We start from the raw sequence: 22,154 nt of genomic DNA on the forward strand, positions 1-22,154 counted from the left end.
CAACCCCCACTCCCCCGGGCAGCCTCTATCGCCCGGGGGAGTTCACGTCGGGGCTCGCCAGAAGGGCTAGAGCGACGGCAAGCACTAGCGCGGCTCCAGCCCAGTGGGCTGACTGCTCCACACCGAACACGAACGCCCCCACGACCAGCAACGGCAGCGGCGCGTGGAAGGCCAGCAGGACAGGCAAAGGCAGCAGTAACAACGCCCCTGACACCACCCACACCAGGTAGCGCTGTGGACGCACCCAAGCGACCACGACTCCCCCCACCACCGCTCCGGCCCCCAGCGCGACCAACACGCCCGCCCACGCGGCTGGGCTGCCCACGATGACCGGCCCGAGCACCATCACCGGCGCGAACACCGCCATCCCGCACAACGCCGATTTGCCGCCCCAGCGACCGGAACCCCATGCCAGACTGGGACTTGTGCGTGACGAGCAGCGGGGTCACACCGGGTCCGACGTGCACAACGCGGTGGACGGGACCGTCGGTGGGGCTCTGGTGCAGGCGGGCACCGTCATCACCGGTGGGGTACACGTCCACAGGTTCGTGCGGCTGTGGGTCGTTGGCGTCGTCGTCGCTGTGGTGGCGGCCGGGCTGGTGGTGTGGTCGCTCGTGCCGGAGTCCGGGCCCGCGCTGCTGGTCCGGGTCCGACCGGTGTCCGATCCGATCTGGGCGTGGGTGTTGCCGGGCCCGGTCGCCGAGGACGATCTGGCGCGCGTGGCGTTGACCAGCGTCAGCGCCGAGCGGGACGCTGGGTTCCTGGCGTTGGGCGGGGTGCCGAGCGGCTACGTGAAGACGGCGGTCGGCGGGGTGGAGAAGTCCGCCAACTCGCACCAGATCTCGCTGGTCGGCAACCGCGACGAGCCGGTCCGGTTGATCGGGATCCGCACCAGGGTGCTGCGCCGCACGCCGCCGTGGGACGGGACACTGGTCGGGCACCCGCCGCAGGCCGAGCACGACGTCCGCCGGGTCGTCACCGACCTGGACGACCCGGACGGGGCCGTGCGGGTGCAGCAGGGGCCGGGCGCCGCCGAGCGGCCCTACCTCGAGACCAAGGCGATCTCGCTGCCCAGGGGCGATGACATCGTGCTCCAGTTGACCGCCGCGGTCGGGGCGTCGCACTGCGAGTGGGAACTGGAGCTCACCCTCGCCTACGGCGAGCGACCCGAGCAGACGCTGCGGGTCCGCGCGGACGGCACCGAGACCGGTCCCGCGTTCACCACGTCGGCCTGGGACCCCACCTGGCCGTACCGCGGCGGGTACTTCGTCGTCCTCCCGGTCGACGGCCCCGCCAAGATCGCGCTGGAGAGGGTCGGATGACGCGCTCGATCGCCCTGGTGGCCTTGCTGTTGCTCGCGAGTTGCACGGCTTCCGGTGAACCACCGGACACTCCGCGCACCTGGCTGGTGTGGCACGACAACGACGGCGTGTTCGCCCTCGACGGCGACAAGCCGCACCGGCTCGGCTCCTACCCGGTCGGTGAGGTCGCGATCGCCCCCGACGGCGCGACGGGTGCGGCGGTGGTCAGCGACAACAGTCTGGGCACCGATGCCGAACTGGTCGTGTGGTCGACGAACGGCACTGAGCGGCGGGTCCCGTGCGGTGCGTGCATTGGCGCGGTCATCGCGGGCGACGAGGTTCGGACAGCGGACGACGAAGGGAACTACATCCGGCGATTCAACCGTTGGGACGGCAGGTTCCTCGGCACGGTCCTGGCTCCTCCGCCGCGCCTTGAGCAGCAACCCGTCGTGGCTCCGCAAGAGGTGGTCGCGGCGACTCCCGAACTCACGGTTCTCAGGTACCGGGCTGCCGAGCCGACGACCAGCGACGCGCTCTACGCGATGGACTCGGGAGGCTCCGTGCGCTGGGAGCACGCCTTCGCGGGCGAAAGAACAGTCCTGAACTTCACGGTCGACCCGACGGGCACCGTTCTTGCCTCGGCATCGGGCTGGGGAGAAGGCTGCCGCGACATGGAGTCGCGCCCCGTCCTGCTGGACCTCGCCTCAGGTCAGGTGATCCCCACGCCCGACCTGCCGGTCGACCCGACTGTGCTCAGCTCGGTCAGAGACCTGTCGTGGAACGGCCCCGACCTGGTCGTGGTCTCGTGGGTGACCGCGCGTACCGACACGACCTGCGTCGAGGACCTCCCGAGCACGGTGTCCGAACTCCGGGGCGACCAGTGGCACCCCGGAGCGGACACGTTCACCGCCCAGTTGCGGGCTCTCCCCGGCGGGAAGCTGGTGCACGTGAGCAACCCGATGAACGACCTGGAGATCTCCGACGGCGGCACCACCCGCGCCCTCGCGGGCGGTGCCTCGATCCTCACCAACCTACCCAGCCGCACACCCGCGTCCCTCGCGTGGCCTGGGTAGCTGCGCCCTTCGTGAGCTCACGCCAAAGCTCCCCGGTCGCACCCGTTGGGGTGGGGCTCGCGTCTTCGGGACCTGGGATGATGGCGTGATGCGGCACGTGTCGGATGAGGAGCGGCGGGCTCGGTTGGGGGTCCGGCACGCGATCGCGCCCGGGGCGCGGGTGGGGTCGCCGGAGGAGGCGGCTCGGGGGGTGGGGGTGTTGCACGCGACGGAGCCCGCGACGGTTTATCTGTCTTGTTGGGCGCGGGTGGAGTCGGTGGGGGTCGGTGATGTCGACCGGGCGCTCTACGAGGAGCGCGGGCTGGTGAAGCAACTGGCCATGCGGCGGACGTTGTTCGTGTTCCCGAGGGACCTGTTGCCCGCGGTGTGGCCGAGTGCGTCGGCGCGGGTGGCGGGGGCGGAACGCGCGCGGATGGCCAAGGACGTCGTGCGGGCCGGGGTGGCCGAGGACGGCGACGCGTGGCTGGACCGGGCTCGTGCCGAGGTGCTGGCGGTGCTCGCCGACGCGCCGGGCGGGCGGACCGCGCTGGAGATCCGCGAGGCGGTGCCGATGATCGGGGTGAAGGTCGCGGGCGGGCCGGGTGAGACGTGGTCGGCGCCGCGGGTGCTCACCCACCTCGGCGCCACGGCCGACATCGTCCGCGGCGTGAACACCGGCCGCTGGAACTCGTCGCGACCCCGGTGGACCCTGACGCGGCACTGGCTCGGCGACGTCCCCCCGCCGCTGGGCGCCGCCGAGGGGTACCGGGAGTTGGTGCGCCGGTGGTTGCGCGCGTTCGGCCCCGGGACGGAGTCCGACCTCGTCTGGTGGCTCGGCTCGACCAAGGCGGCCGTGCGGACCGCCCTCGCCGACCTCGCCGCCGTCCCGGTGTCCCTCGACGGCGGCGGCACGGGCTGGCTGCTGCCGGACGACCTGGCCGAGGCCCCGGACCCCGGCCCGTGGGTGGCGCTGCTGCCGGTGCTGGACCCGACCGTGATGGGCTGGCAGGGCCGCGACTTCCACCTCGGCCCGCACCGCGACCAGATCTTCGACAGCCGCGGCAACGCCGGGACGACGGCCTGGGTGGACGGCCGGGTCGTCGGCTGCTGGCTCCAGGACGCCGCCGGGGTCGTGTCGGTCCTCCTGCTGGAACCGGTCTCCGCCACGGCCCGCCGCGCCCTCGACGACGAGGCGGCCCGCCTCACATCCTGGCTCGGCGGCCGCGTCGAGTCCGGCTACGTCGCCCCGGCGGCCAAGGCGGCCCGACAGTCCCTTTAGGACCACAGCGCAGTGGGGTCACCTCCCCCGACGACCGGGTCCCCGGTGCCACCGACCACTCCCGAACCACTGACGCGACAACCCCGGCGCGCGCAGGACAGTAGCTGGGCAGATCGTGATCTGTTCACCCATCCGTATGGCGTTGCACGGTAACTTCGGGCCCCGCACCACGGTGGCGAGCCAATGGAGGTGTCGAGGATGACCGATCCGCCCAGCACCCACTTCGACGGGGACGCCGTCTACCTGGCCAACACCCTCCGCCACGAGCCGACCGACCTGCTGCTCAACGACTCCACCGGGATCGAGCTGGTGCGCCACGCCCAGCGGCAAGCATGGCGGTTGGGCGCGGTGGCACTCGCCTTCTGCCTGGTGATGGCTTACGTGAACAGCAGGGCGTTCGACCGCACCTACCACGGCGACGACGCGAGCTACTGGTTCGTGGCGGGAATCGTGGCCATGCCGCTGGTGGCGATGGTGCGGTGGCAGGTCTTCGCCCGACGCACGAAGAAGGCGGAGGCCATCAGCGAGTGGTACACCCTGCTGCCCGACAGGGCCGAAGCGGCGGAATCGGTGTTCAGCCACATCGCGGGGCGGCTGCGGGACCGGCAACTCCCCGTGCAGGACTACGTCGCCAAACGGGTGCCCACCCGGTACAACACGACCGGCAACCGGCTGGTCCTCGTCGACGGCAACCACGTCGTGTACGTGTCGGTGTTCCGGTACGGGACGAGCCTGTACCTCGGGTGGAGCATGTGGCGGATCCGCAGTGGCGCGGACCTCTACCAGATGTCGTTGAACGAGACCAGAGCGGACTACCGCGATTACATGGGCCGGGTCCTGAACCTGGACCGGCTCAAGGCGATGCGCGAGGCGGTGCACGCCGTGTGCCGGGAGGCGTTGCACACCGCGATCCGGGACGTGAAGGTCGCCGAGGGGTACGGCTTCCCTTCGGGCATGCCCCCGATCGAGGGGTTGCCGTACGGGAGCGCGCCCGCTGTCGTGCCCCCGTCGACGTGACGGGGGTCGTGGTCGTGGGTCGGGGCGACCACTGGTGGGCGTGGGCGGCGTCGCGGGTCGTGCCTGCCGCGGGGCGATCGGAGGAGGCCGCGATGGTCGCGGCGCCGACTCACAACGAGCACTCCGGGTCCGCGAGCACCGTGGTCCAGGTCGGCAACGTGGCGGGCGGGGTGCACCTGTACTCGGGAGAGGCGTTGGCGCCAGACCACTCGGCGTGGCTGCGGTCGGCGTGGGCGTACCTGGCGGGCGCGGTGATGGAGATGCGGTACGTCGCCCGCGCGGGGCGGGTGGAGGGCTTCCTGGTGGTACGGGCCGAGGGCGCGGACCGGGACGAGGTCGAGCAGCAGGTCGTACGGCTGCGGGTCTGCCTGGGGACCATGCCGGGGCAGGTGATCTCGGTGCCGGTCAGGGATGAGGCGCGGACGCGCGAGGTCCTGGCGCCGTTCGAGCCCCGGGGCGGCGTGGTCGAGGTCCGCAAGCGGCTGACGGCGCACCGGACCAGCCGGGACGACGCGTCGAGTCCGTGGCTGGCCGCGGTGACGCCGTTCACGTACCGGCGGCAACCGTGGGAGCCGCTGTGGTCCGCGATGGCGGGGCTCCCGTTCCGCACGATGCTGTCGGTCGGTCTCGCGCCCTTCACCATCGGCCCCGGACTTCGGTCACACCTCGCCGCTCGCGCCACGGAGTTCAGCCGACTCGCGCAGGTAGGTCCACCACCCACCGGCGTGTGGAGCGCCTACCGCCCACCGGACGAGTTCGCCGCCGCCGCACTGCCCTTGGTCGCTGACGCTGTGCGCCGCTACACCGACCAAGCCTTCCTCACCCGCGTATCGCTGGCGGGAGAACAACCTGTGCCTAGCGTGTTGGCCGAACTCGCCGCCAACACGGTCTCCCCACCCGAACGCAATGCCGGATTCGTAGGCGCCAGCCCGAAAGTAGAGACGCTTGACCACGCGGACACCGCTACCGCCTGGCACAACCTCACCACGCTCAACTTCGCCCCGCTGTCCACCTACGCCCAGGAACATCCCCCCGGCGCGATCGGCGAGGTGGAACGAGTCCTCGTCTCTATCACCGACATCGACGAGGCCGCCGCCGTTTTCCGACTTCCCTACAAGAGCACCGCGACCGCATCGCTGTTCGCGGAGCCGGTGTGACCAGGGGGCGGCCCGGGCGGGCCGCCCCCGCGGGACTCAGTACGCGAACGCCTGGATCTCGTTGACGCGGACGTAGAGGGGTTGGTGGGAGGGGCCCACCTTGGCCAGGATGCGGACGCCGCGGGTGTTCCGGGCGCCGAACCAGACGTTGACCTTGGTGTTGGTGTTGTAGTTGTAGGTGGCGACGGTGTCCCACCAGCCCTCGTTGCCGTGCAGGACCTGGACGTCGAAGTCGCGCAGTTGGTAGCCGTCGCTGGTGAACACGACGATGTGGCTGACGCTGCGCAGGGTGGACCAGCGGACCTGGACCCACTCGGGGGTGGTGGTCGGCGAGCGGTCCTTCGCGCTGGACCAGCTGTGGTCGCAGCCGACCTCGGCGCTGGTGTCGCCGTCGTTGACCCGGTAGGCGTTGTAGCCCGTGAAGGTGGACGAGGCCGTCGCGTAGCCGGTGCGGGCGAAGTTCTCGCCCGGCAGCGGCGGGGTGGAGCTCGACGGCGGGAAGGTGGTCAGCCCGGCCGGGGCCGGGGTGTAGGTCGGGCGGGGGGTGGACGGCGTGGTGGTCGTCGTGGTCGGTGAGGTGTGCACGTCGCACGGCACCGGCTGGCTCGACGTGGACGGGACCGGCGACAGCTTGACCGACCCCGGCGCGGAGGTGAGCGGGGCGGCGGCGCCCTCGGGGTTCGGCGTGGCGGTGGCGGTCGGGACGACGATCCCCAGGACGGTGGCGGTGAGCAGCGCGAGCGCGGCCGGGATGTTCTTGCGGGCGATCAGGGACACCGGCGTTTCCTCTCGGTCGGGGTGGGGAAACCCGCGGACCTCGGCGGTAGGACGGCCGCGGCGAGTCGCGGAGAGAATCGGGACTACGCCCCCAAGTTAGCGAAAAGAATCAGCAAAGGGAACGGCAGCGGCACCGGTGCGACCATTCGCTGGAATCCCGGCGATCATCGAAAAGTTCGCCGGGTGAACTGTCGATCGTCCTTGTCGGACCATTCCGAAACGGCCGGAAAACCGTCGTCACCCTACTGGGGTATGTCATTCCCAGCGCGCGCGGAAATGGGGTCCGGTGCCGTTTCCCAGCCGAGGAACAGCAGCGGGGTCGCCAGCAGCAACACCCCGGCGACCGCGATCGCCACCCGGGGACCGGTGACGCCCGCCAACACCCCCCACAGCGCGGTGAGGGCCGCCGTGCCCGCCTTGGTGGTGACCGACCAGGCCGCCAGCGCGCGGGTGACCCGGTCGGCCGGGATGCGCCGCAGCCGGTAGGTCGCCGCCAGCGGGGTGAACACGCCGACGCAGGCGATCAGCCCGAACTCGACCACGACGACGAGCAGCAGTCCGGCGAGGCCAGGACCGACGAACGCCAACCCGACCGGCCAGCACACCCGCAGCACCCCGGCGGCGAGCAGGACCTCCCGCTGCCCGAACCGCTCGACGAGCCGCCCGACCACCCGCGCGCCGATGAGCCCGCCGAGGCAGGGCAGCGTGAAGACCAGGCCGTACTGCCACGGCTCGAACCCGAGGTCGACGAGCATCATGACCGTCAGCAGCGGCGCCGTGGCCATGATCAGCCCGTTCACCAGGACGGTGTTGACCAGCAGCGGCCGCAGTTCCGGGCTGGCGCGCAGATAGCGCCACCCCTCGAGCACGCCAGCGCTCTCGGCGGAGCGCGGCGCGGGAGCGGGTTCCGCGCGGCCGATGGCGCGGATCCCGAACGCCGAGAACAGGTAGCTGACCGCGTCGGCGACAACGGTCACCACCGGGCCGAGGAATCCGATCGCCGCCGTGCCGATCGGCGGACCGACCGCGGTCGCCAACCACGTCGTCGTCTCGAACCGGCTATTCGCGACAAGCAGGTCCTCCGGCCCCACGAGCGATTTCACGCACGCCCCGGCCGCGGCCCGGAAAACGATGTCGGCCGCGGCGACGACCACCGAGACCACCAGCAGGTGGGCGAAGGTGAGCAGGCCGATGGCGAAGGCGGCGGGCACGCTCAGCAACGCCGCGAACCGGGTGAGGTCCATCCCGACCATCACCGCCCGCTTGCGCCGGAACTCGACCCACGACCCCAGCGGCACCGCGACCGCGGCCCCCACCGCCTGACCCGCGGCCGCCAGCAGCGACACCGCCGCGGCCCCCGCCTGCAGCACCAGGACGGCGATCAGCGGGAACGCGTTGAACGCCAGCCAGGTGCCGAACGTGCTCACCGAGTAGGCCGCCCACAGCCACCCGAACCCCCGACCCAACGCCCGCGTGCCCACGGGGCGACAGTCAACCCCTCGACCCGCCCCGGTCAACACGCGGCCCCGGGTAATGACAGGCCATTCCCCGCCGCTCGATTCTCGGAAAGCGCCCACCGGTATGTCCAGAATTCGCCGACATCGCCGGATCAACCGTCCGCGGGAGGCAATCGTACTCCCGCCCGTCCGACTCCGCAGAACGCGCAATGGGAGTCACGCACCGGAGTCGGCGCCGGTCGGACTGGGCCAACCGGGCCTCGATTGGTTTGGACCATTGACATGCGTCGTGGGTTTGGGACGATGGGGAAGATGGCCGTTGCGGCCAGGACCGGAATTAGTCCGGAGCCGGGAATCGCGGCAAGGCGAACGCGATCGGCGGTGAACCGCGGCGGGTCGACAACGGCCCGGCGGAACGCGACAACACCTTTTGGCGGGGGCTCAAGGGATGACGGTGAGCGAGAGCGCACGTGTGCCAGTCGAGGACCGCGCACTGGTCGGCGCCGAGGACAGACTCGTGGTCGCGGCGGCCAAGGCGAGCCACCAGCGGGCGGTGCAGGCGATGGAGCTGAACCGGGACGCGGTGGCGGCGTTGCAGTCGGAGAACGGTGGCAGATCAGCGATCGCGCGGGTCGCGCAACGGTCCATCCCGCGGTGGCACTTCGCGATGCTCAACGACGCCGAGCGCAACGACGCGCTGGCGGTGGCCGTCGAGCGGCAGGTTCGGCCCGGCATGCACGTGCTGGACATCGGGTCCGGCAGCGGGCTGCTCGCGCTGATGGCGGCCCAGGCCGGGGCGGCGCGGGTGACCTCGTGCGAGGCGAACCCGATCCTGGCCGAGATCGCCAGGCAGGTGGTGGCCGCGCACGGGATGGCGGACCGGGTCGAGGTGGTGTCCGCGATGTCCACCGACCTCGTCGTCGGCAGGGACCTGCCGCGACCGGCGGACGTGATCGTCTCGGAGATCGTGGACTGCGGGTTGATCGGCGAGGGCCTGCTGCCCACGATGCGCCACGCGAGAACGCACCTGCTGGCCCCCGGCGGCCGCGTGCTCCCGCCATCGGGCAGGCTGCACGGCGCGTTGCTGGAGAGCGAGGTGGTGGCCGGGTTCAACCGGGTCACGGAGGCGGCGGGCTTCGACGTCAGCGCGTTCAACGTCACCGCGACGATCGGGCACTTCCCGGTGCGGCTCAACACCTGGCCGCACCGCGTGCTCAGCGCCTACGAGCCGCTGGTGGACTTCGACGTCCAGCACGGCGACCTGGACGACGGCACGCGGCGCACGACGTTGCACCCGGAGACCGACGGCACCGCGCACGGGGTGGTGGCCTGGTTCGAGATGGACCTGGGCGCCGGGGTCGTGCTGCGCAACTCGCCGGACAACGTGGGATCACACTGGATGCAGGCGTTCCTCCCGTTCGACGAACCCGTCGCGGTCCGCGCGCACCACGCCGTGGACGTCGAGATCCGTTGGCAGGAAACACAGCTCTTCGCGTCAGTGGACTAGAACCGCAGTGGCTCAACGATCCAACCGGGGAGAACCAATGAGCGATGTCGGACCACACCGCCCGTTCGAGCTGGGCGGCGCCGACCTGAGGGACGCGATCAAGCGCTACACCAGCAACCCCCTCTACCTCGACAACGAGGAGTGGGAGAACGACGACAACCCGTACCGCAGGCAGTTGCGCCCGCAGGTCGTGGACCACCTCGACTTCGACCGGGTGCTCAGCCGCGGCGAGATCCTCGACTACGAGAACCTCGCCGCGCACCGGATCCTGACCACGATCTACGAGAACGACCTGGTGTTCTTCCCCAAGTCCGGTCTCGCCGACGAGCAGAAGTGGTCGGACTTCACCGCTTTCTACAGCTCGTCCAACCGCGTGCTCGGCGAGACGATCCGACCCGCGCTGGAGCGCCACTCCTTCGGCTTCCTCGACGACGAGGTCGAGGTCGCGGGCGACTGGACCCGCGACTCGCTGGAGGCGTACCTGCGGGCCGTCGAGGACAAGCCCCAGGAGCCGTCGCTGTCGGAGCGGGCGATCAGCGGCTCCAGCGACCCCGAGCGGGCCGCGCGCATGTGGCTGATCCAGTACGCCCCGGACTTCCTGTCCGAGGCGTCGCCGATGATCCGCAACGTGCTCGGCTACTACGGCCCCGCGCAGTCGGAGTGGTTCAAGGTGGTGATCGACGAGTACGGCTACGGGGTGCACGACACCAAGCACAGCAAGCTGTTCGAGGACACCCTGACCTCCGTGGGCCTGCGCACCGACCTGCACCACTACTGGCAGTACTACCTGTCCAGCAGCCTGATGGCCAACAACTACTTCCACTACCTCGGCAAGAACCACGAGCTGTTCTTCCGCTACCTCGGCGCCCTCTACTACACCGAGACGACCCTGGTGGACTTCTGCCGCCGCGCCGACGCACTGCTGCGGTCGGTGTTCGGGGACACTGTGGACACCCGGTACTTCACCGAGCACGTGCACATCGACACCCACCACGGCCGGATGGCGCTCGAGAAGATCATCCTGCCGCTGGTGGACGCCTGCGGGCCACGGGTGATCCCCGAGATCGTGCGCGGGTTCGAGGAGTTCCAGGTCGTCGCCGGGATCGCCGACGAGGACTTCGCGCGGCAGATCGCGTGGATGGACGCCGGGCCGCGCAACAAGCAGCTGCACGCGCCGGTGTGGGACGCGATCCGCGCAGGCCGGGTGAGCGCGCCGGTCGCGCACATCGTGGAACCCAGGGGCGAGCTGTCGAACACCCACTGCCACAACGGCGACGAGCTGTGCCACATCGTGTCCGGCACGATGAAGTTCGTCAGCGGCTTCGACTCCCACCAGATCCTGGAGGCTGGCGAGGGCACGGTGATCAACGGCAACCGCTTGCACGGGGCCATCATCGAGTCCGACGAGTGCGTCTACGAGATCCACTCCGTCGGGGACTACGAGAAATGCTTGTCCTGACCTTCGCGGTCAGCGGCGCGGGCAACTGCGTGCGCGTCGCGGGCGCCCCGTACGTCTACGCCCGGTCCCGGTTCGGCTCCTTCGTGCTGCCCGCGCGGTGCCCGCACCGCGGCGGACCGCTGCACCTGGGGGTGTTCGAACCGGACCGGCCACGTCTGGTGTGCCCGTGGCACGAGCGGGCCAGCTCGGTGACCAGGGCGATCACCGCGGGCGTGCCCGTGGTGCGCAACGGGAACCGGGCGACCGCGGTGTTCCCGCACCCGCCGGGGACCCCGCACGAGCTGACCCACCTTCCGCTGTCCCCCGATCTCGGGGGCACCCACCCGGAGGAGCGGCCATGCGCCCAGCGGTGATCGTCGACCCGTACACCTCGGGGGCGTTGTTCGCGCCCGCCTTCCACCAGGCCGGGATCCCCGTCGTCGCCCTGCTGTCCAGCCCCGCGCCGCCCGAGGTGTACGCGGCGTCGTTCCGGCCGGAGGACTACGCCGAGATCATCGTCCACAGTGGTCAGACCCAGCGGCGGTTGCGCGAGCTGGACCCGGTGTGCCTGCTGCCCGGGTGCGAGTCGGGGGTCGAGCTGGCCGACACGCTCACCGCCGAGGTGTTCCCCGAGTGGGCCAACGTGCCGGAACTGACCCCGGCGCGCAGGCACAAGGGCGCGATGGCCGAGGCGGTGGCACTGGCCGGGTTGCCGATCATCCCGCAGGTCTGCACGGCGGATCCGGACGAGGTGACCGCCTGGATCGCCAAGTACGGGCTCGCGGGCAAGGACCTGGTGGTCAAGCCGCCCAAGAGCGCGGGAACCGACGGGGTGACCAAGGTCGCGGGCGGGCACGGGTGGCGGGAGGTGTTCGACGCGCGACTGGGGCAGCGCAACCGGCTCGGGCTGGTGAACGACCAGGTGTTGGTGCAGCAGCACGCGGTCGGCACGGAGTACGTGGTCGACCTGTTCAGCCACGGCGGCGACCACACCGTCGCCGACGTGTGCCGCTACGGCAAAGTCGACAACGGGCGGCACATGGCGGTGTACGAGAGCCTGGCGTGGCTGGCGCCGGACGACCCGGTGGTGCCGGTGCTCACCGAGCACGCCAAGCACGTGCTCGACGCGGTGGGACTGCGCTACGGCACCGCGCACGTCGAACTGATCCTCACCGACCACGGACCGCGGCTGGTCGAGGTCGGGATCCGGCCGCACGGCGGCGGGCACCCCCGGTACTGCCGGGTCGCCACCGGGGACAGCCAGGTCGACCGCGCGGTCCGGCACTTCACCGGGCAGGGCGAGGTGCCGGAGGGGTACGCGCTGCGCAAGCACATGCGGGTGGTGTTCCTGATGAGCCGCACCGCGGGGGTGGTGCGCGGGACCGACTCGCTCGCGGCCATCCCGGAGTTGGCCTCGCACCACGAGTCGGTGATCACCGTGCGCGCCGGGGACCGGATCGAGGTGACCGACGACCTGTTCGCCACGTTCGACGTGGGGTTCGTGGTGCTGGCGCACGATGATCCGGAGCAGGTGCTGGCGGATGAGGCGGCGGTGCGCAAGGCGGAGGCGGGACTGGAGGTCATCGGCGATCGGGGGTGCGGTCGGTCCACTGTGGAGTGAATGGGTGCCACTCCGCGCAGTACGAGTTCGCCCCATCGAGCAGGTTGGTGTGGAAGGGCGGCTGTCGAGCACGTGGGGCGTGAAGGCACGGCGATCTAGTTTTCACCCGATCGAGGAAGAGCAGTTCGAGAACGGGCTGCAACGCGACGAGTACGGGCGGTGTTCTGGAAGGTATGGACAACTTCAGCCAGTTGTCGGCCACCAGGCTGGCGGACATGATCAGGCGCCGGGAAGTGTCGCCGGTGGAAGTGGTCAAGAGCAGTCTGGAGCGGATCGAGCGGCTGGACCCGGAGGTGAACGCGTTCGTCACGCTGTGCCCGGAGGCCGCGCTCGACGCCGCCCAGGAGGCGGAGCGGGCGGTGGTGTCCGGTTCGCCGCTGGGGCCGCTGCACGGGGTGCCGATCGGGGTGAAAGACCTGGACCCGGTGGCCGGGGTGCGGATGACCAGGGGTTCGGCGGTGTACGCCGACCTGGTGCCGACGGAGACTGTCGAGTGCGTGGCGCGGTTGGTGCGGGCCGGGGCGATCGTGGTCGGCAAGACGAACACCCCGGAGTTCGGGCACAAGGCGACCACGGACAGCAGCCTGTTCGGGCCGACCAGCACGCCGTTCAACCTGGCGATGAACGCGGGCGGGTCCTCCGGTGGCAGCGCGGCCGCGGTCGCGGCGGGCATGGTGCCCATCGCGCAGGGGTCCGACGCGGGTGGGTCGTTGCGGGTGCCCGCCTCGTTCTGCGGGGTGTACACGCTGATGAGCACGTTCGGCCGGGTCGCGGTTCCCGCGCGGCCCAACGCGTTCCGCAGGCTCAACCCGATGGTGTGCTTCGGCGCGCTGACCCGCACGGTCGAGGACTCGGCGCTGGTGCTGGACCTGATGTCCGGGCCGCACCCGCGGGACCCGTACTCGTTCCCGGTGCCGGACCGGGTCGGCGACCACCTCGACGAGTCGCTGGACGGGGTGCGCGTCGCGTACCTGCCCACGCTCGGCGGGTACCCGGTCGAGTCGGAGGTGGAGGCCGTCGTCCGCGCGGCGGTGCCCGCGTTCAAGCAGGCGGGGGCGCAGGTCGACGAGGTCGAGTTCAGCCTTCCGCTGCCCTACGACGAGTTGACCGCGGTGTGGCGCCGGTACCTGAAGGTGGCGCACGCGGAGTCCGTCGAGTACTCGCGGCGGCTCGGGCTCGACCTGCTGGGCGAGTGGCGGGACCGGATCTCGCCGGAGTTCATCGAGAGCGCCGAACTGGGCGCGCTGCCCTCGGCGGTGGACACGAAGATGGACGACATCGCGCGCACCCGGGTCCTGGACGCCTTCGAGGACCTGTTCGACCAGTACGACCTGATCGTCAGCCCGGTCAACTGCGTGACCGGCATCGCCAACGACGCGACCCGCACCACCAAAGGTCCGTCCACTGTGGCCGGTCAGCCGGTCGACGCGCAGGTGGGGTGGTCGATGACCAGCCCGTACAACTTCATCGGCAGCCCGGCGGCCAGCGTGCCAGCGGGCGTGGCGAGCAATGGGGTGCCGGTCGGGTTGCAGATCGCGGCCAGGCGCGGCAACGACGTGGCGGTGGCCGCGGCGAGCGCGGCGTTCGAGCGGGTCGCACCCTGGCAGGACACGTACCTCGCATTGGAGAACCGCGGATGACCCTCGCGTTCAAGGCCGCCCTGTTCGACATGGACGGCACGCTCGCCGACAGCGAGCCGCGCAGCAGGTGGGCGTGGCGCAAGCTGTTCCGGACCTACGGGCTGGCGCTCGACGACGTGGAGCTCAAGACGTTCTCCGGTCGGCGGGGCCAGGACGTGCTGGCCGAGCGGACGCACCTGTTCCCGGCCGACACCACCGTCGACGGGCTGTTCGACGAGGCCATGGGGTATTGGGCCGTGGCGGACGTGCCGAGCGCGGTGGCGGTCCCGGGGGCGCCGGAGCTCGTTCGGGCGGTGCACGCGGCCGGGGTGCCCGCGGCGATCGTGTCGTCGGGTCGGCGCGCGGACGTGCACGGGCTGTTGGCCGAGCTGGGGTTGGGCGAGTTCTTCGCGGTGGTGGTCGCGGCCGAGGACGTGACCGAGGGCAAGCCGCACCCCGAGGGGTTCCTGACCGCGTGCACCCGGCTCGGGGTGTCAGCGGAGGACGTGGTGGTGTTCGAGGACGCCCCCGCGGGGGTGGCCGCGGCCAAGGCGGCGGGCGCGGTGTGCGTCGCGGTGACCACGACCCGGCCGCACGAGCAGCTCGCCGCCGCGGACCTGGTGGTGGCGGACTTCGTGGGGATGACCTGGCCGCCGTCGGTGGGCGCGCGTCCGTGAGCGGTCTGCCCGATGGCACGCGCTGGCCGCTGGTGGTGCTGCTCAGCGGCCAGCTGATGGTCAACGTGGACCTGGCGATCGTCAACACGGCCGCGCCGTCGATCCAGCACACCCTGCGCGCGGGCGACGGCGAGCTGGAACTGGTGGTGTCCGGCTACATCCTGGCGTACGCGGTGCTGCTGATCACCGGCGCGCGGCTGGGCGCGATCCACGGCTACCGGCGGCTGTTCCTCTGTGGACTGGTCGGGTTCGTGCTGGCGTCCCTGGCGTGCGGGCTGGCTCCGGGGACCGGGTGGCTGATCGCGGCCAGGGTCGCCCAGGGCGCGGCGGCGGCGCTGATGGTGCCGCAGGTGCTCAGCGGCATCCAGCTGACTTTCTCCGGCACGGCCCGCACGGCGGCGATCGGTTACTACAGCCTGGCTCTGTCCGGTGGCGCGGTGCTGGGGCAGCTGCTGGGTGGGGTGTTGGTGTCGGCGGACCTGTTCGGCACGGGGTGGCGGCCGATCTTCCTGATCAACGTGCCGCTCGGCGCCGTGCTGCTCGCGGCAGGCTTCCGGTACCTGCCGCGCGATGACGGGGCCCGGCGCCGTGAACCGCTCGACCTGCGCGGGGTGGCGGTGCTGTCCCTGGCGTTGCTGCTCGCGGTGGTACCGCTGGTGTTCGGGCGCGAAGCGGGGTGGCCACTGTGGACCTGGGTGTCGCTGGCGGCGAGCGTCCCCGTGCTGGGCTGGTTCGTGGCGACGCAGCGGCGGACGGCGAACCCGCTGGTCAACCTGTCGCTGGTCCGGCGGCCCGCGGTCCGGTGGGGACTGATCGCGCACGGTGCCAGCACGTTGACGTACCTGGCGCTGTTGTTCGTGCTGGCGGTGTACTTGCAGCGGGGGCTCGGGCTGAGTCCCGCGTACTCGGGTTTCGCCTTGGTGACCTGGGTAGCCGCTTTCGGCATCGCGGGGCCCCTGCTGCCGCGGCTGCCTTCCCGGCTGTCCCACCTGATGCCCGCCCTGGGCTGCGCGATCCTCGCCCTCGGCTACCTCGCCACCACCCTCACCGCGGCGACCGGCCACGCCTCCGGCCCCGTCCTCCTGGGCGTCCTGGCCATCGGCGGCTTCGGCCTCGGCCTGAGCTCCGCCGCCCTCATCACCCACCTGACCACCGCCACCCCCACCGACCACGCCCCCGACCTCAGCGGCCTCATCAGCACCAACGCCCAACTCTGGGGCGCCATCGGCGTGGCCGCCGCCGGAACCGCGTACCTGTCGCTGGCCCAAACCCCATCCCAGGCCACCACCGCCTTCACCGTGATCACCGCCGCCTTCAGCGCCCTAGCCTTGGCCGCGGCGGGTGCGTCGCTCCTGGCCACCCGCGCCGCACCCAGCCCAGAACCACCATCGAGCGGACAAGCCGTTCAGCGCCCCGGCCGCCAACGCAGCGACCGATCGTGAACCCCCGGCACCGCTTGAGCCAGGCGCGAGGTGATCGCGGGCGCGTGGTCGCGGCGCTCAGCTAGCGACCAGCTTCACCGTCGAGGCCCGCGGCTCGTTCCGACGACCGTTCTCCACCGCTCGGCCGTCGTCCCAGTCGCCGAGGCACCTGGTGCGATCGCGACATCTTCGGCCTTGAGCAGCAGCGAGCACCCACCGACTGTCGGCGATCATGGCACTGACGCCCTCCGCAGGCGTGTCCCTTCTGGCCACCCGCGCTCGTGCCGGCGACCCGACTGCCAGCGAGTCCGTCCACTGAGCGTCGGGGTGCCGTCGGCTGAGGAGCTACTGGTCGCGGGGTTGTTCGGCGAGGAAGCGTTCGAGTTCGGCGCCGAGTTCGTCGGCGCTGGGGAGGGGGTCGCCGTCGGGGATGAGGAGGCTCTGGGTGTTTTCGGCGTAGGCGTCGTACTGGCGTTCCAGGGCGGCGACGACCTCGCTGACCTCGGTGGACTCGGCTACCTGGCGGGCGATCTCGGTGTCGGCGCGGCGGGCGGTCTCGCGCAGGCCGTCGGTGCGGATGACCAGGTCGGTGGCGGAGATGACCGACTCGAGCAGGCTCAGCGCGGCGGTCGGGTAGGTGCTCTGCGCGAGGTAGTGCGGGACGTAGGCGGCGAAGCCCATGGCGTCGTGGCCCGCCTGGCCCAGTCGGAACTCCAGCAGCGCCGAGAGGTTGCCCGGGACCTGGACGCGGTTGAACGGGGACTTCTCGGTCACCAGTTCCGGCCTGGTCGCGTGCGAGATGACGGTCAGGTCGCGGGTGTGCGGGACCCCCATCGGGATGCCGTGCGCGCCGACGGCCAGCCGCACGCCCCACCGCTCGATCAGCGCCTGGACCGCGACGACGACGGCCTCCCAGCGCCGGTCCGGCTCGGGGCCGGTGAGCAGCAGGAACGGGGTGCCGGTGGCGTCGTGCAGCAGGTGGACGACCAGTTCGGGGGTGTCGTAGTCCTCCCAGCGGTCGGTGTCGTAGGTCATCACCGGGCGCCGGGCGCGGTAGTCGATCAGGTCGTCGATGTCGAAGCGCGCGATCACCCGGTGCTCGTGCAGCTCCAGCAGGTGCTCGACCAGGGTCGACCCGGCCGCGCCCGCGTCGACGAACCCGCTGAAGTGGTGCAGCAGCACGCTCCCGGCCAGGTCCGGGACGTCCGAGTCGACCTCGAACAGCTCCTCCGGGTCCACCGCCACCGCGTACCTCCCAGTCGATCCACCGTTTCCCCCGTTCAGCGCCCGCGGGCCGCCCGGTTATTCCCGGTGAGGGGCAGGACACAGTGATCAGCGGCCGTCGACCAGCACCGCGATGCCGTCGAGCAGCCGGTCCAGCCCGAACCGCAGGATGTGCTCGGGGCTGGACGCCGCGCGGTGCTCGGTACCGGCGGCGGTCCCGACGCGGCTCGCGGTGGGGTGCTCGTCCGCCGTGGTGTGCCTGGCCAGCCACGGCGCCTGGATCCGCCACCACTGCTCGTCGGTCAGCCCGGTGTCGCGGCGCAGGTCCTCGGCCTCGACCGAGGCGCGGGCCGCGGTGCGGACGTGCCCGAGCACCAGCGCCAGCACCGAGTCCAGCTCGACGTCGTCGAGGCCGGTGCCCGCCAGCGCGGTCAGCTCGCGCTCGTACTTGGCGATGGCGTTGGGCCCGAGCACCGGCCTGCTGGTCTCGACGTGCGCGAGCCACGGGTGCGCCAGGTACAGCGCCCAGTTGGCCATCGCCACCCGGTCGAGCCGGTCGCGCCAGGTACCGGACGGGTCGAGCGCGGCCAGTTCGCCGTAGGCGGTGTCGACCATGAGGTCGAGCAGTTCCGGCTTGCCCTGGACGTAGGTGTAGGTCGACATGGTGCCCACGCCGAGCGCCTCGCTCACCCGGCGCATGGTCAGCGCGGCGACGCCCTCGGTGTCGGCGACCCCCGTCGCCACCCGGACGATCTTGTCGACGCTCAGGTCCGCGCGCCCGTCGCGGGACGCGGGTTCCCTGGTCCGCCACAGCAGCGCGAGGCTGCGGGTGGGGTCGGCTGGCTTGCCGCGGTCTCTGGCCATGCTGCGCACACCCTACTGTCGTACTGAATACGATACCGCTGCCGTGAACTCGTCCGGCCTACCCGAAGCCGCCGCGGCGGATTCGACCAATGCCGCAGCGGCCGCCTCGTCGAGCACGTCCCGGGCGCGGGCAGCGAGCCGGACCGCGTCCGACCAGTGATCGGCAACCTCCCATGCCCCACCCGCGAGCAGGTCCGCCGCGCGGCAGGCGGCGTCCGCGGCGAGCACCACGAGGGCGTCGTCGACGACCGGCGACACCATCTCGACGTCTGCCAGCAACGGCGCCAACGGCCGAGCGGGGGCGAGCAACGGACCCGGCGGTTCGGGCAACGATGCCGGTTCAGCAGCCCATGCCTCGACCGCGCAGACCCCGACCGGCACCGTTGCCGCCCGCGCCGCCCCTGCCCGGGAGTTGCGCCGGTGCAGTTGCGCCATGAGGTCGGTCTCGTCCCGGCCGCGCACGAGCAGCAGCACGAACGGGTCGCGGTCGAGCAGCCAGGACACCTGGTAGGCCAACGCGGCGGCATGCCCGCACGGGCTGTTCCACTCAGGACACGTGCACTCCGGCTCCAGGTCGTCGAAGTCGGGCAGCAGCCGCACTCCCGCGTCGGCCGCCGCACTGACCAGCTCACGCGGCATGTCGCGGTCGAGCAGGGCGGCGACGTGCCCGGCGCGGCGCGCGGTCTGGTCCAGGAAGCGGTCCCATCCCACCTCGGTCAGCTCGGCGACCCGGACCACGGTGGTGAACGGGTGCGTGTGGTCGCCGTCGTGCACGGTCGCCGAGACGCGCCCCTGGCTGACCGTGATCGGACCGACGTACCCGGCGAGGGCGTGCGCGCGGCCGCGGCGCAGTTGTTCGCGGTCGAGGGCGGTGTCCTCCATGGACTCCGTCCACGCGTTGCCCCACCAGGTGTCGGCGAACTTCTTGCCGTAACGCCGATGCGGCTCGAACGCGGGGAAGGTGACCGCGTGCACCGGGGTCTCGTCCTCGTCGACCTCGTCGTCGTCCTCGTCGGCGAACAGGGCAGCGAGGTACTCGTCGTCGTCGTTCACTGCGTGCTCCCCAGGGAGACGAGGCGGAGCAGCTCGGCGTCGCTCAGTTCGCTGAGCGCGGCCTCCCCGCCGCCCAGCACCGCGTCCGCGAGCTCCTTTTTGGACTCCAGCAGGGTGGCGACGCGCTCTTCCAGCGTCCCCGCGGTGGTGAACCGGTGGACCTGCACGGACTTCGTCTGGCCGATGCGGTGCGCGCGGTCGGTGGCCTGGGCTTCGACGGCGGGATTCCACCACCGGTCGAAGTGCACGACGTGGTCGGCCCTGGTCAGCGTCAGGCCGGTGCCCGCGGCCTTGAGCGAGAGCAGGAACACCGGTGCGTCCCCAGCCTGGAACCGGCGCACCATCTCCTCTCTCGCGCGCACCGGTGTGCCGCCGTGCAGCAGCAGGGTCGGCACGCTCATCGCCGCGAAGTGCAGTTCGAGCAGTCGCGCCAGCCTGACGTACTGGGTGAACACCAGCACCGCGCCGCCCTCAGCCGCAATGGTGCTGACCAACTCGTCGAGCAACTGGAGCTTCTCGGAGCGGGACCGGGCCGGAGTGCCGGTCTCCCTGAGGTAGTGCGCGGGATGGTTGCAGACCTGCTTGAGCGCGACGAGCAGCTTGAGCACCAGCCCGCGCCGGGCGATGGGGGTCTCGCTGGCCCGGATCTCGGCCATCACCTCATCGACCACGCGCTGGTAGAGCACCGCTTGCTCGTCGGTCAGCGACACCGGGTGGTCGGTCTCGATCTTGGGCGGCAGCTCGGCGGCGATGCCGGGGTCGCTCTTGCGCCTGCGCAGCACGAACGGGCGGACCAACGCGCCGAACCGGCCCGCCACGCGGTTGTCCCGGTCGACCTCGATGGCGCGGCCCCAGGTGGAGCGGAACGCGCTCGCGGTCCCGAGCAGGCCGGGGGTCGTCCAGTCGAGCAGCGCCCACAGGTCGACGAGGCTGTTCTCCACGGGGGTGCCGGTGAGGGCGACCCTGGTCGCGGCGGGGATGGCGCGCAGTGCCTTGGCCGTGTCGCTGAGCCGGTTCTTCACGTTCTGCGCCTCGTCGGCGACCACCAGCCCCCAGCGCACCCCGGCGAGCGCGGCGGCGTCGACGCGCATCGTCGCGTAGGTGGTGAGCACGACGCCCTCGACATCGGCAAGGGAGCGGGACTCGCCGTGGAAGCGGCGCACCGGTGTTCCCGGGGCGAACCTGGTGATCTCGTTCTCCCAGTTGCCGAGCAACGATGCGGGGCAGACCACCAGCGTCGGCTCGGTCGCGGCGCGCGCAAGGTGCAGGGCGATCAGCGTGATGGTCTTGCCCAGGCCCATGTCGTCGGCCAGGCAGCCGCCGAACCCGAGCGTGGTCATCCGGTGCAGCCAGCGGACGCCCCGGGACTGGTAGTCGCGCAGGGACGCCTTGAGCCCGGGTGGGCTGACCAGGGGTTCCGGGCCGCCCTCAGCGTCGGTGACCAGAGCGACGACGTCGCCGAGCCAGCCGTCGGCGACGGTCTCGACCAGCGTGCCCGCGATCTCGGCACTGCCGATCACGGCGGCGGTGAACCCGGCGAAAGCGGGGAGCGGGGGGAGGTTGGGTTCGCTGGCTTTGCGCGCGAGGTCGGGCGGGACCAGCGCCGACTGGCCGCGCAGCGCAACGATGGGCCGCAACGATGCGACGGCAGCTGTCTCGGTGTCCGTCAACGGAATGCCTGCGAGCAGCAACTGCCAGCGTGTCGGCAACGGTGGTGAGTCGCGGAGGTGCGCGGCAACGTTGTCCGGACGGGCGCCCGGGGCGTGGACGACGATCCTGGCCCCGAGGTCGCGGGACACCTCGTCCGGCCACTCGATCGCCACCCCGGCCTCGGCGAGCCGGGTCTCCGCGCCGTCGAGGAGGTCGGCCACGTCGGCGTCGACCAGGTCCAACTCGGTCGGTTCGGCGTCGGCCAGCAGGCTCTCCAGCGGGGACCAGACCGCGGCCGCCCGGCGCACGGCGACCATGGCCTCGAAGGTGGCGCGCTCGCCGAACCCGGTCTCCGCGCCGGTCCACAGGGCCTCGGCGTCGGTGATCCTGGTCGGGTCGGCCAGGTCCCGCAGCCGCACGACGGCGGTGAACCTGGCCGGGTCGCCCCTGCTCTCCAGGCGCAACGCCACCCGCAGCCCGACATCGACCCCGGCCGCGACCTGCCTGGCCCACTCCCCCAGGTCGATGGCGTCCTGGGTGTGGTCGGCCGAGGTCCCCAGGTCGGCGAACCGGGGGTCACCGGTCAGCCAGGACGCACCCGGCGTACGGGGCATCGTGTCCGCGACGGCGTCGTACACCGCCCTCACCAACTCCCGCGCGTCCGGCAGCCTGCCCTCCGCAGCCGGGACCGCTCTGGCGGCGGCGGGCATCGCCGATGCCAAGGCGCGCACCCGTTCGACGTCAGCCACGTCGTACGGACCGACCCGCCACGCGTCGACACCACCGGGCGAGACGCCGGGCAACAACCGACCGCGTGCGATCAGGTGCAGCGCGTTGCGCACGATCGCGCCATAGAACGCAACGGAAGGCGAGGCTCCGGTCTGGTCGCCCAACAGAACCGGCACCATCGCACCAACCGGCACCCGCCGCACCGACACGGCCCGGGCAACAATCGCGCCCGTCTCGTCCGGCAACGCCATGACGACCTCGGCGGGTGCACCGAGTTCGGGCAGGCGTCCACTCCCGTAGATCAGGAACGC

General features: G+C 71.6%; 19 protein-coding genes. 12 read left to right on the forward strand and 7 right to left on the reverse strand.

What is annotated here, in order from left to right:
* Positions 1-25: 25 nt before the first annotated feature.
* Positions 26-367: a hypothetical protein gene (locus tag CLV68_RS17065; protein WP_147460039.1), complete on the reverse strand. Its 342-nt coding sequence runs from the start codon at positions 365-367 to the stop codon at positions 26-28.
* A gap of 58 nt (positions 368-425) precedes the next feature.
* Here CLV68_RS17065 and CLV68_RS17070 point away from each other — a divergent pair, with 58 nt between their 5' ends.
* From CLV68_RS17070 to CLV68_RS33995, 5 genes are all read left to right on the forward strand, one after another.
* Positions 426-1,322 (forward strand): hypothetical protein, encoded by an 897-nt coding sequence (locus CLV68_RS17070; protein ID WP_147460040.1) that lies wholly within the window; start codon positions 426-428, stop codon positions 1,320-1,322.
* Positions 1,319-2,374 carry a hypothetical protein gene (locus CLV68_RS17075; RefSeq protein ID WP_121391863.1) on the forward strand — a complete coding sequence of 352 codons (1,056 nt, stop codon included), beginning with the start codon at positions 1,319-1,321 and terminating at the stop codon, positions 2,372-2,374. The genes CLV68_RS17070 and CLV68_RS17075 overlap by 4 nt, the downstream gene beginning before the upstream one ends.
* 88 nt (positions 2,375-2,462) lie before the next feature.
* A complete protein-coding gene (locus CLV68_RS17080) occupies positions 2,463-3,632 on the forward strand; it encodes a winged helix DNA-binding domain-containing protein (RefSeq protein ID WP_121392339.1) in 1,170 nt (389 codons plus the stop codon).
* A gap of 198 nt (positions 3,633-3,830) precedes the next feature.
* The gene (locus tag CLV68_RS17085) at positions 3,831-4,649 is read left to right on the forward strand and encodes a hypothetical protein (protein WP_147460041.1); all 819 of its coding nucleotides are present in this window, start codon (positions 3,831-3,833) and stop codon (positions 4,647-4,649) included.
* Positions 4,646-5,806 (forward strand): hypothetical protein, encoded by a 1,161-nt coding sequence (locus CLV68_RS33995; protein ID WP_170224417.1) that lies wholly within the window; start codon positions 4,646-4,648, stop codon positions 5,804-5,806. The genes CLV68_RS17085 and CLV68_RS33995 overlap by 4 nt, the downstream gene beginning before the upstream one ends.
* 36 nt (positions 5,807-5,842) lie before the next feature.
* On the opposite strand, the gene CLV68_RS17090 is transcribed toward CLV68_RS33995, so the two are convergent.
* Positions 5,843-6,583 (reverse strand): galactose-binding domain-containing protein, encoded by a 741-nt coding sequence (locus tag CLV68_RS17090; protein ID WP_121391865.1) that lies wholly within the window; start codon positions 6,581-6,583, stop codon positions 5,843-5,845.
* A gap of 242 nt (positions 6,584-6,825) precedes the next feature.
* Positions 6,826-8,064 carry an MFS transporter gene (locus tag CLV68_RS17095; protein WP_121391866.1) on the reverse strand — a complete coding sequence of 413 codons (1,239 nt, stop codon included), beginning with the start codon at positions 8,062-8,064 and terminating at the stop codon, positions 6,826-6,828.
* A gap of 430 nt (positions 8,065-8,494) precedes the next feature.
* Here CLV68_RS17095 and CLV68_RS17100 point away from each other — a divergent pair, with 430 nt between their 5' ends.
* The 7 genes from CLV68_RS17100 (at position 8,495) to CLV68_RS17130 (ending at position 16,344) form a co-directional block, all read left to right on the forward strand.
* Positions 8,495-9,547: a class I SAM-dependent methyltransferase gene (locus tag CLV68_RS17100; RefSeq protein ID WP_170224418.1), complete on the forward strand. Its 1,053-nt coding sequence runs from the start codon at positions 8,495-8,497 to the stop codon at positions 9,545-9,547.
* A 37-nt stretch (positions 9,548-9,584) separates the two neighbouring features.
* Positions 9,585-11,006: an iron-containing redox enzyme family protein gene (locus CLV68_RS17105; protein ID WP_121391868.1), complete on the forward strand. Its 1,422-nt coding sequence runs from the start codon at positions 9,585-9,587 to the stop codon at positions 11,004-11,006.
* Positions 10,994-11,359, forward strand: coding sequence for a Rieske 2Fe-2S domain-containing protein (locus CLV68_RS17110; RefSeq protein ID WP_121391869.1), 366 nt, complete (start codon positions 10,994-10,996; stop codon positions 11,357-11,359). Before CLV68_RS17105 ends, CLV68_RS17110 begins: the two co-directional genes overlap by 13 nt.
* Positions 11,344-12,606 (forward strand): ATP-grasp domain-containing protein, encoded by a 1,263-nt coding sequence (locus CLV68_RS17115; RefSeq protein WP_121391870.1) that lies wholly within the window; start codon positions 11,344-11,346, stop codon positions 12,604-12,606. Before CLV68_RS17110 ends, CLV68_RS17115 begins: the two co-directional genes overlap by 16 nt.
* 173 nt (positions 12,607-12,779) lie before the next feature.
* Positions 12,780-14,246, forward strand: a complete 1,467-nt coding sequence (locus tag CLV68_RS17120; RefSeq protein WP_121391871.1) for an amidase — start codon at positions 12,780-12,782, stop codon at positions 14,244-14,246.
* Positions 14,243-14,902 (forward strand): HAD family hydrolase, encoded by a 660-nt coding sequence (locus CLV68_RS17125; protein ID WP_121391872.1) that lies wholly within the window; start codon positions 14,243-14,245, stop codon positions 14,900-14,902. The genes CLV68_RS17120 and CLV68_RS17125 overlap by 4 nt, the downstream gene beginning before the upstream one ends.
* Entirely contained in the window at positions 14,899-16,344 is a 1,446-nt protein-coding gene (locus CLV68_RS17130; RefSeq protein WP_246009923.1) for an MFS transporter, read from the forward strand. Before CLV68_RS17125 ends, CLV68_RS17130 begins: the two co-directional genes overlap by 4 nt.
* A 324-nt stretch (positions 16,345-16,668) precedes the next feature.
* On the opposite strand, the gene CLV68_RS17135 is transcribed toward CLV68_RS17130, so the two are convergent.
* The 4 genes from CLV68_RS17135 to CLV68_RS17150 all read right to left on the reverse strand — a co-directional run bounded on the left by CLV68_RS17135 (position 16,669) and on the right by CLV68_RS17150 (position 22,094).
* Positions 16,669-17,568 (reverse strand): proteasome assembly chaperone family protein, encoded by a 900-nt coding sequence (locus CLV68_RS17135; protein WP_121391873.1) that lies wholly within the window; start codon positions 17,566-17,568, stop codon positions 16,669-16,671.
* Between the two features lie 87 nt (positions 17,569-17,655).
* Complete coding sequence (locus CLV68_RS17140) at positions 17,656-18,411, reverse strand: TetR/AcrR family transcriptional regulator C-terminal domain-containing protein (RefSeq protein WP_121391874.1); 756 nt, start codon at positions 18,409-18,411, stop codon at positions 17,656-17,658.
* A 12-nt stretch (positions 18,412-18,423) separates the two neighbouring features.
* Positions 18,424-19,464, reverse strand: a complete 1,041-nt coding sequence (locus CLV68_RS17145) for an SWIM zinc finger family protein (protein WP_121391875.1) — start codon at positions 19,462-19,464, stop codon at positions 18,424-18,426.
* Complete coding sequence (locus CLV68_RS17150; RefSeq protein WP_121392341.1) at positions 19,461-22,094, reverse strand: DEAD/DEAH box helicase; 2,634 nt, start codon at positions 22,092-22,094, stop codon at positions 19,461-19,463. The genes CLV68_RS17145 and CLV68_RS17150 overlap by 4 nt, the downstream gene beginning before the upstream one ends.
* Positions 22,095-22,154 lie beyond the last annotated feature (60 nt).

Source organism: Actinokineospora cianjurensis, from assembly GCF_003663795.1.
GTDB lineage: Bacteria > Actinomycetota > Actinomycetes > Mycobacteriales > Pseudonocardiaceae > Actinokineospora > Actinokineospora terrae.

What these genes read in the sequence shown, in the direction of transcription:
- CLV68_RS17075 (WP_121391863.1), top strand. Translation starts at nt 1,319, where the DNA reads ATGACGCGCTCGATCGCCCTGGTGGCCTTGCTGTTGCTCGCGAGTTGC.
- CLV68_RS17065 (WP_147460039.1), bottom strand. Translation starts at nt 367, where the DNA reads ATGGCGGTGTTCGCGCCGGTGATGGTGCTCGGGCCGGTCATCGTGGGC.
- CLV68_RS17105 (WP_121391868.1), top strand. Translation starts at nt 9,585, where the DNA reads ATGAGCGATGTCGGACCACACCGCCCGTTCGAGCTGGGCGGCGCCGAC.
- CLV68_RS17150 (WP_121392341.1), bottom strand. Translation starts at nt 22,094, where the DNA reads ATGGCGTTGCCGGACGAGACGGGCGCGATTGTTGCCCGGGCCGTGTCG.
- CLV68_RS17125 (WP_121391872.1), top strand. Translation starts at nt 14,243, where the DNA reads ATGACCCTCGCGTTCAAGGCCGCCCTGTTCGACATGGACGGCACGCTC.
- CLV68_RS17115 (WP_121391870.1), top strand. Translation starts at nt 11,344, where the DNA reads ATGCGCCCAGCGGTGATCGTCGACCCGTACACCTCGGGGGCGTTGTTC.
- CLV68_RS17080 (WP_121392339.1), top strand. Translation starts at nt 2,463, where the DNA reads ATGCGGCACGTGTCGGATGAGGAGCGGCGGGCTCGGTTGGGGGTCCGG.
- CLV68_RS17085 (WP_147460041.1), top strand. Translation starts at nt 3,831, where the DNA reads ATGACCGATCCGCCCAGCACCCACTTCGACGGGGACGCCGTCTACCTG.
- CLV68_RS17140 (WP_121391874.1), bottom strand. Translation starts at nt 18,411, where the DNA reads ATGGCCAGAGACCGCGGCAAGCCAGCCGACCCCACCCGCAGCCTCGCG.
- CLV68_RS17120 (WP_121391871.1), top strand. Translation starts at nt 12,780, where the DNA reads ATGGACAACTTCAGCCAGTTGTCGGCCACCAGGCTGGCGGACATGATC.
- CLV68_RS17110 (WP_121391869.1), top strand. Translation starts at nt 10,994, where the DNA reads ATGCTTGTCCTGACCTTCGCGGTCAGCGGCGCGGGCAACTGCGTGCGC.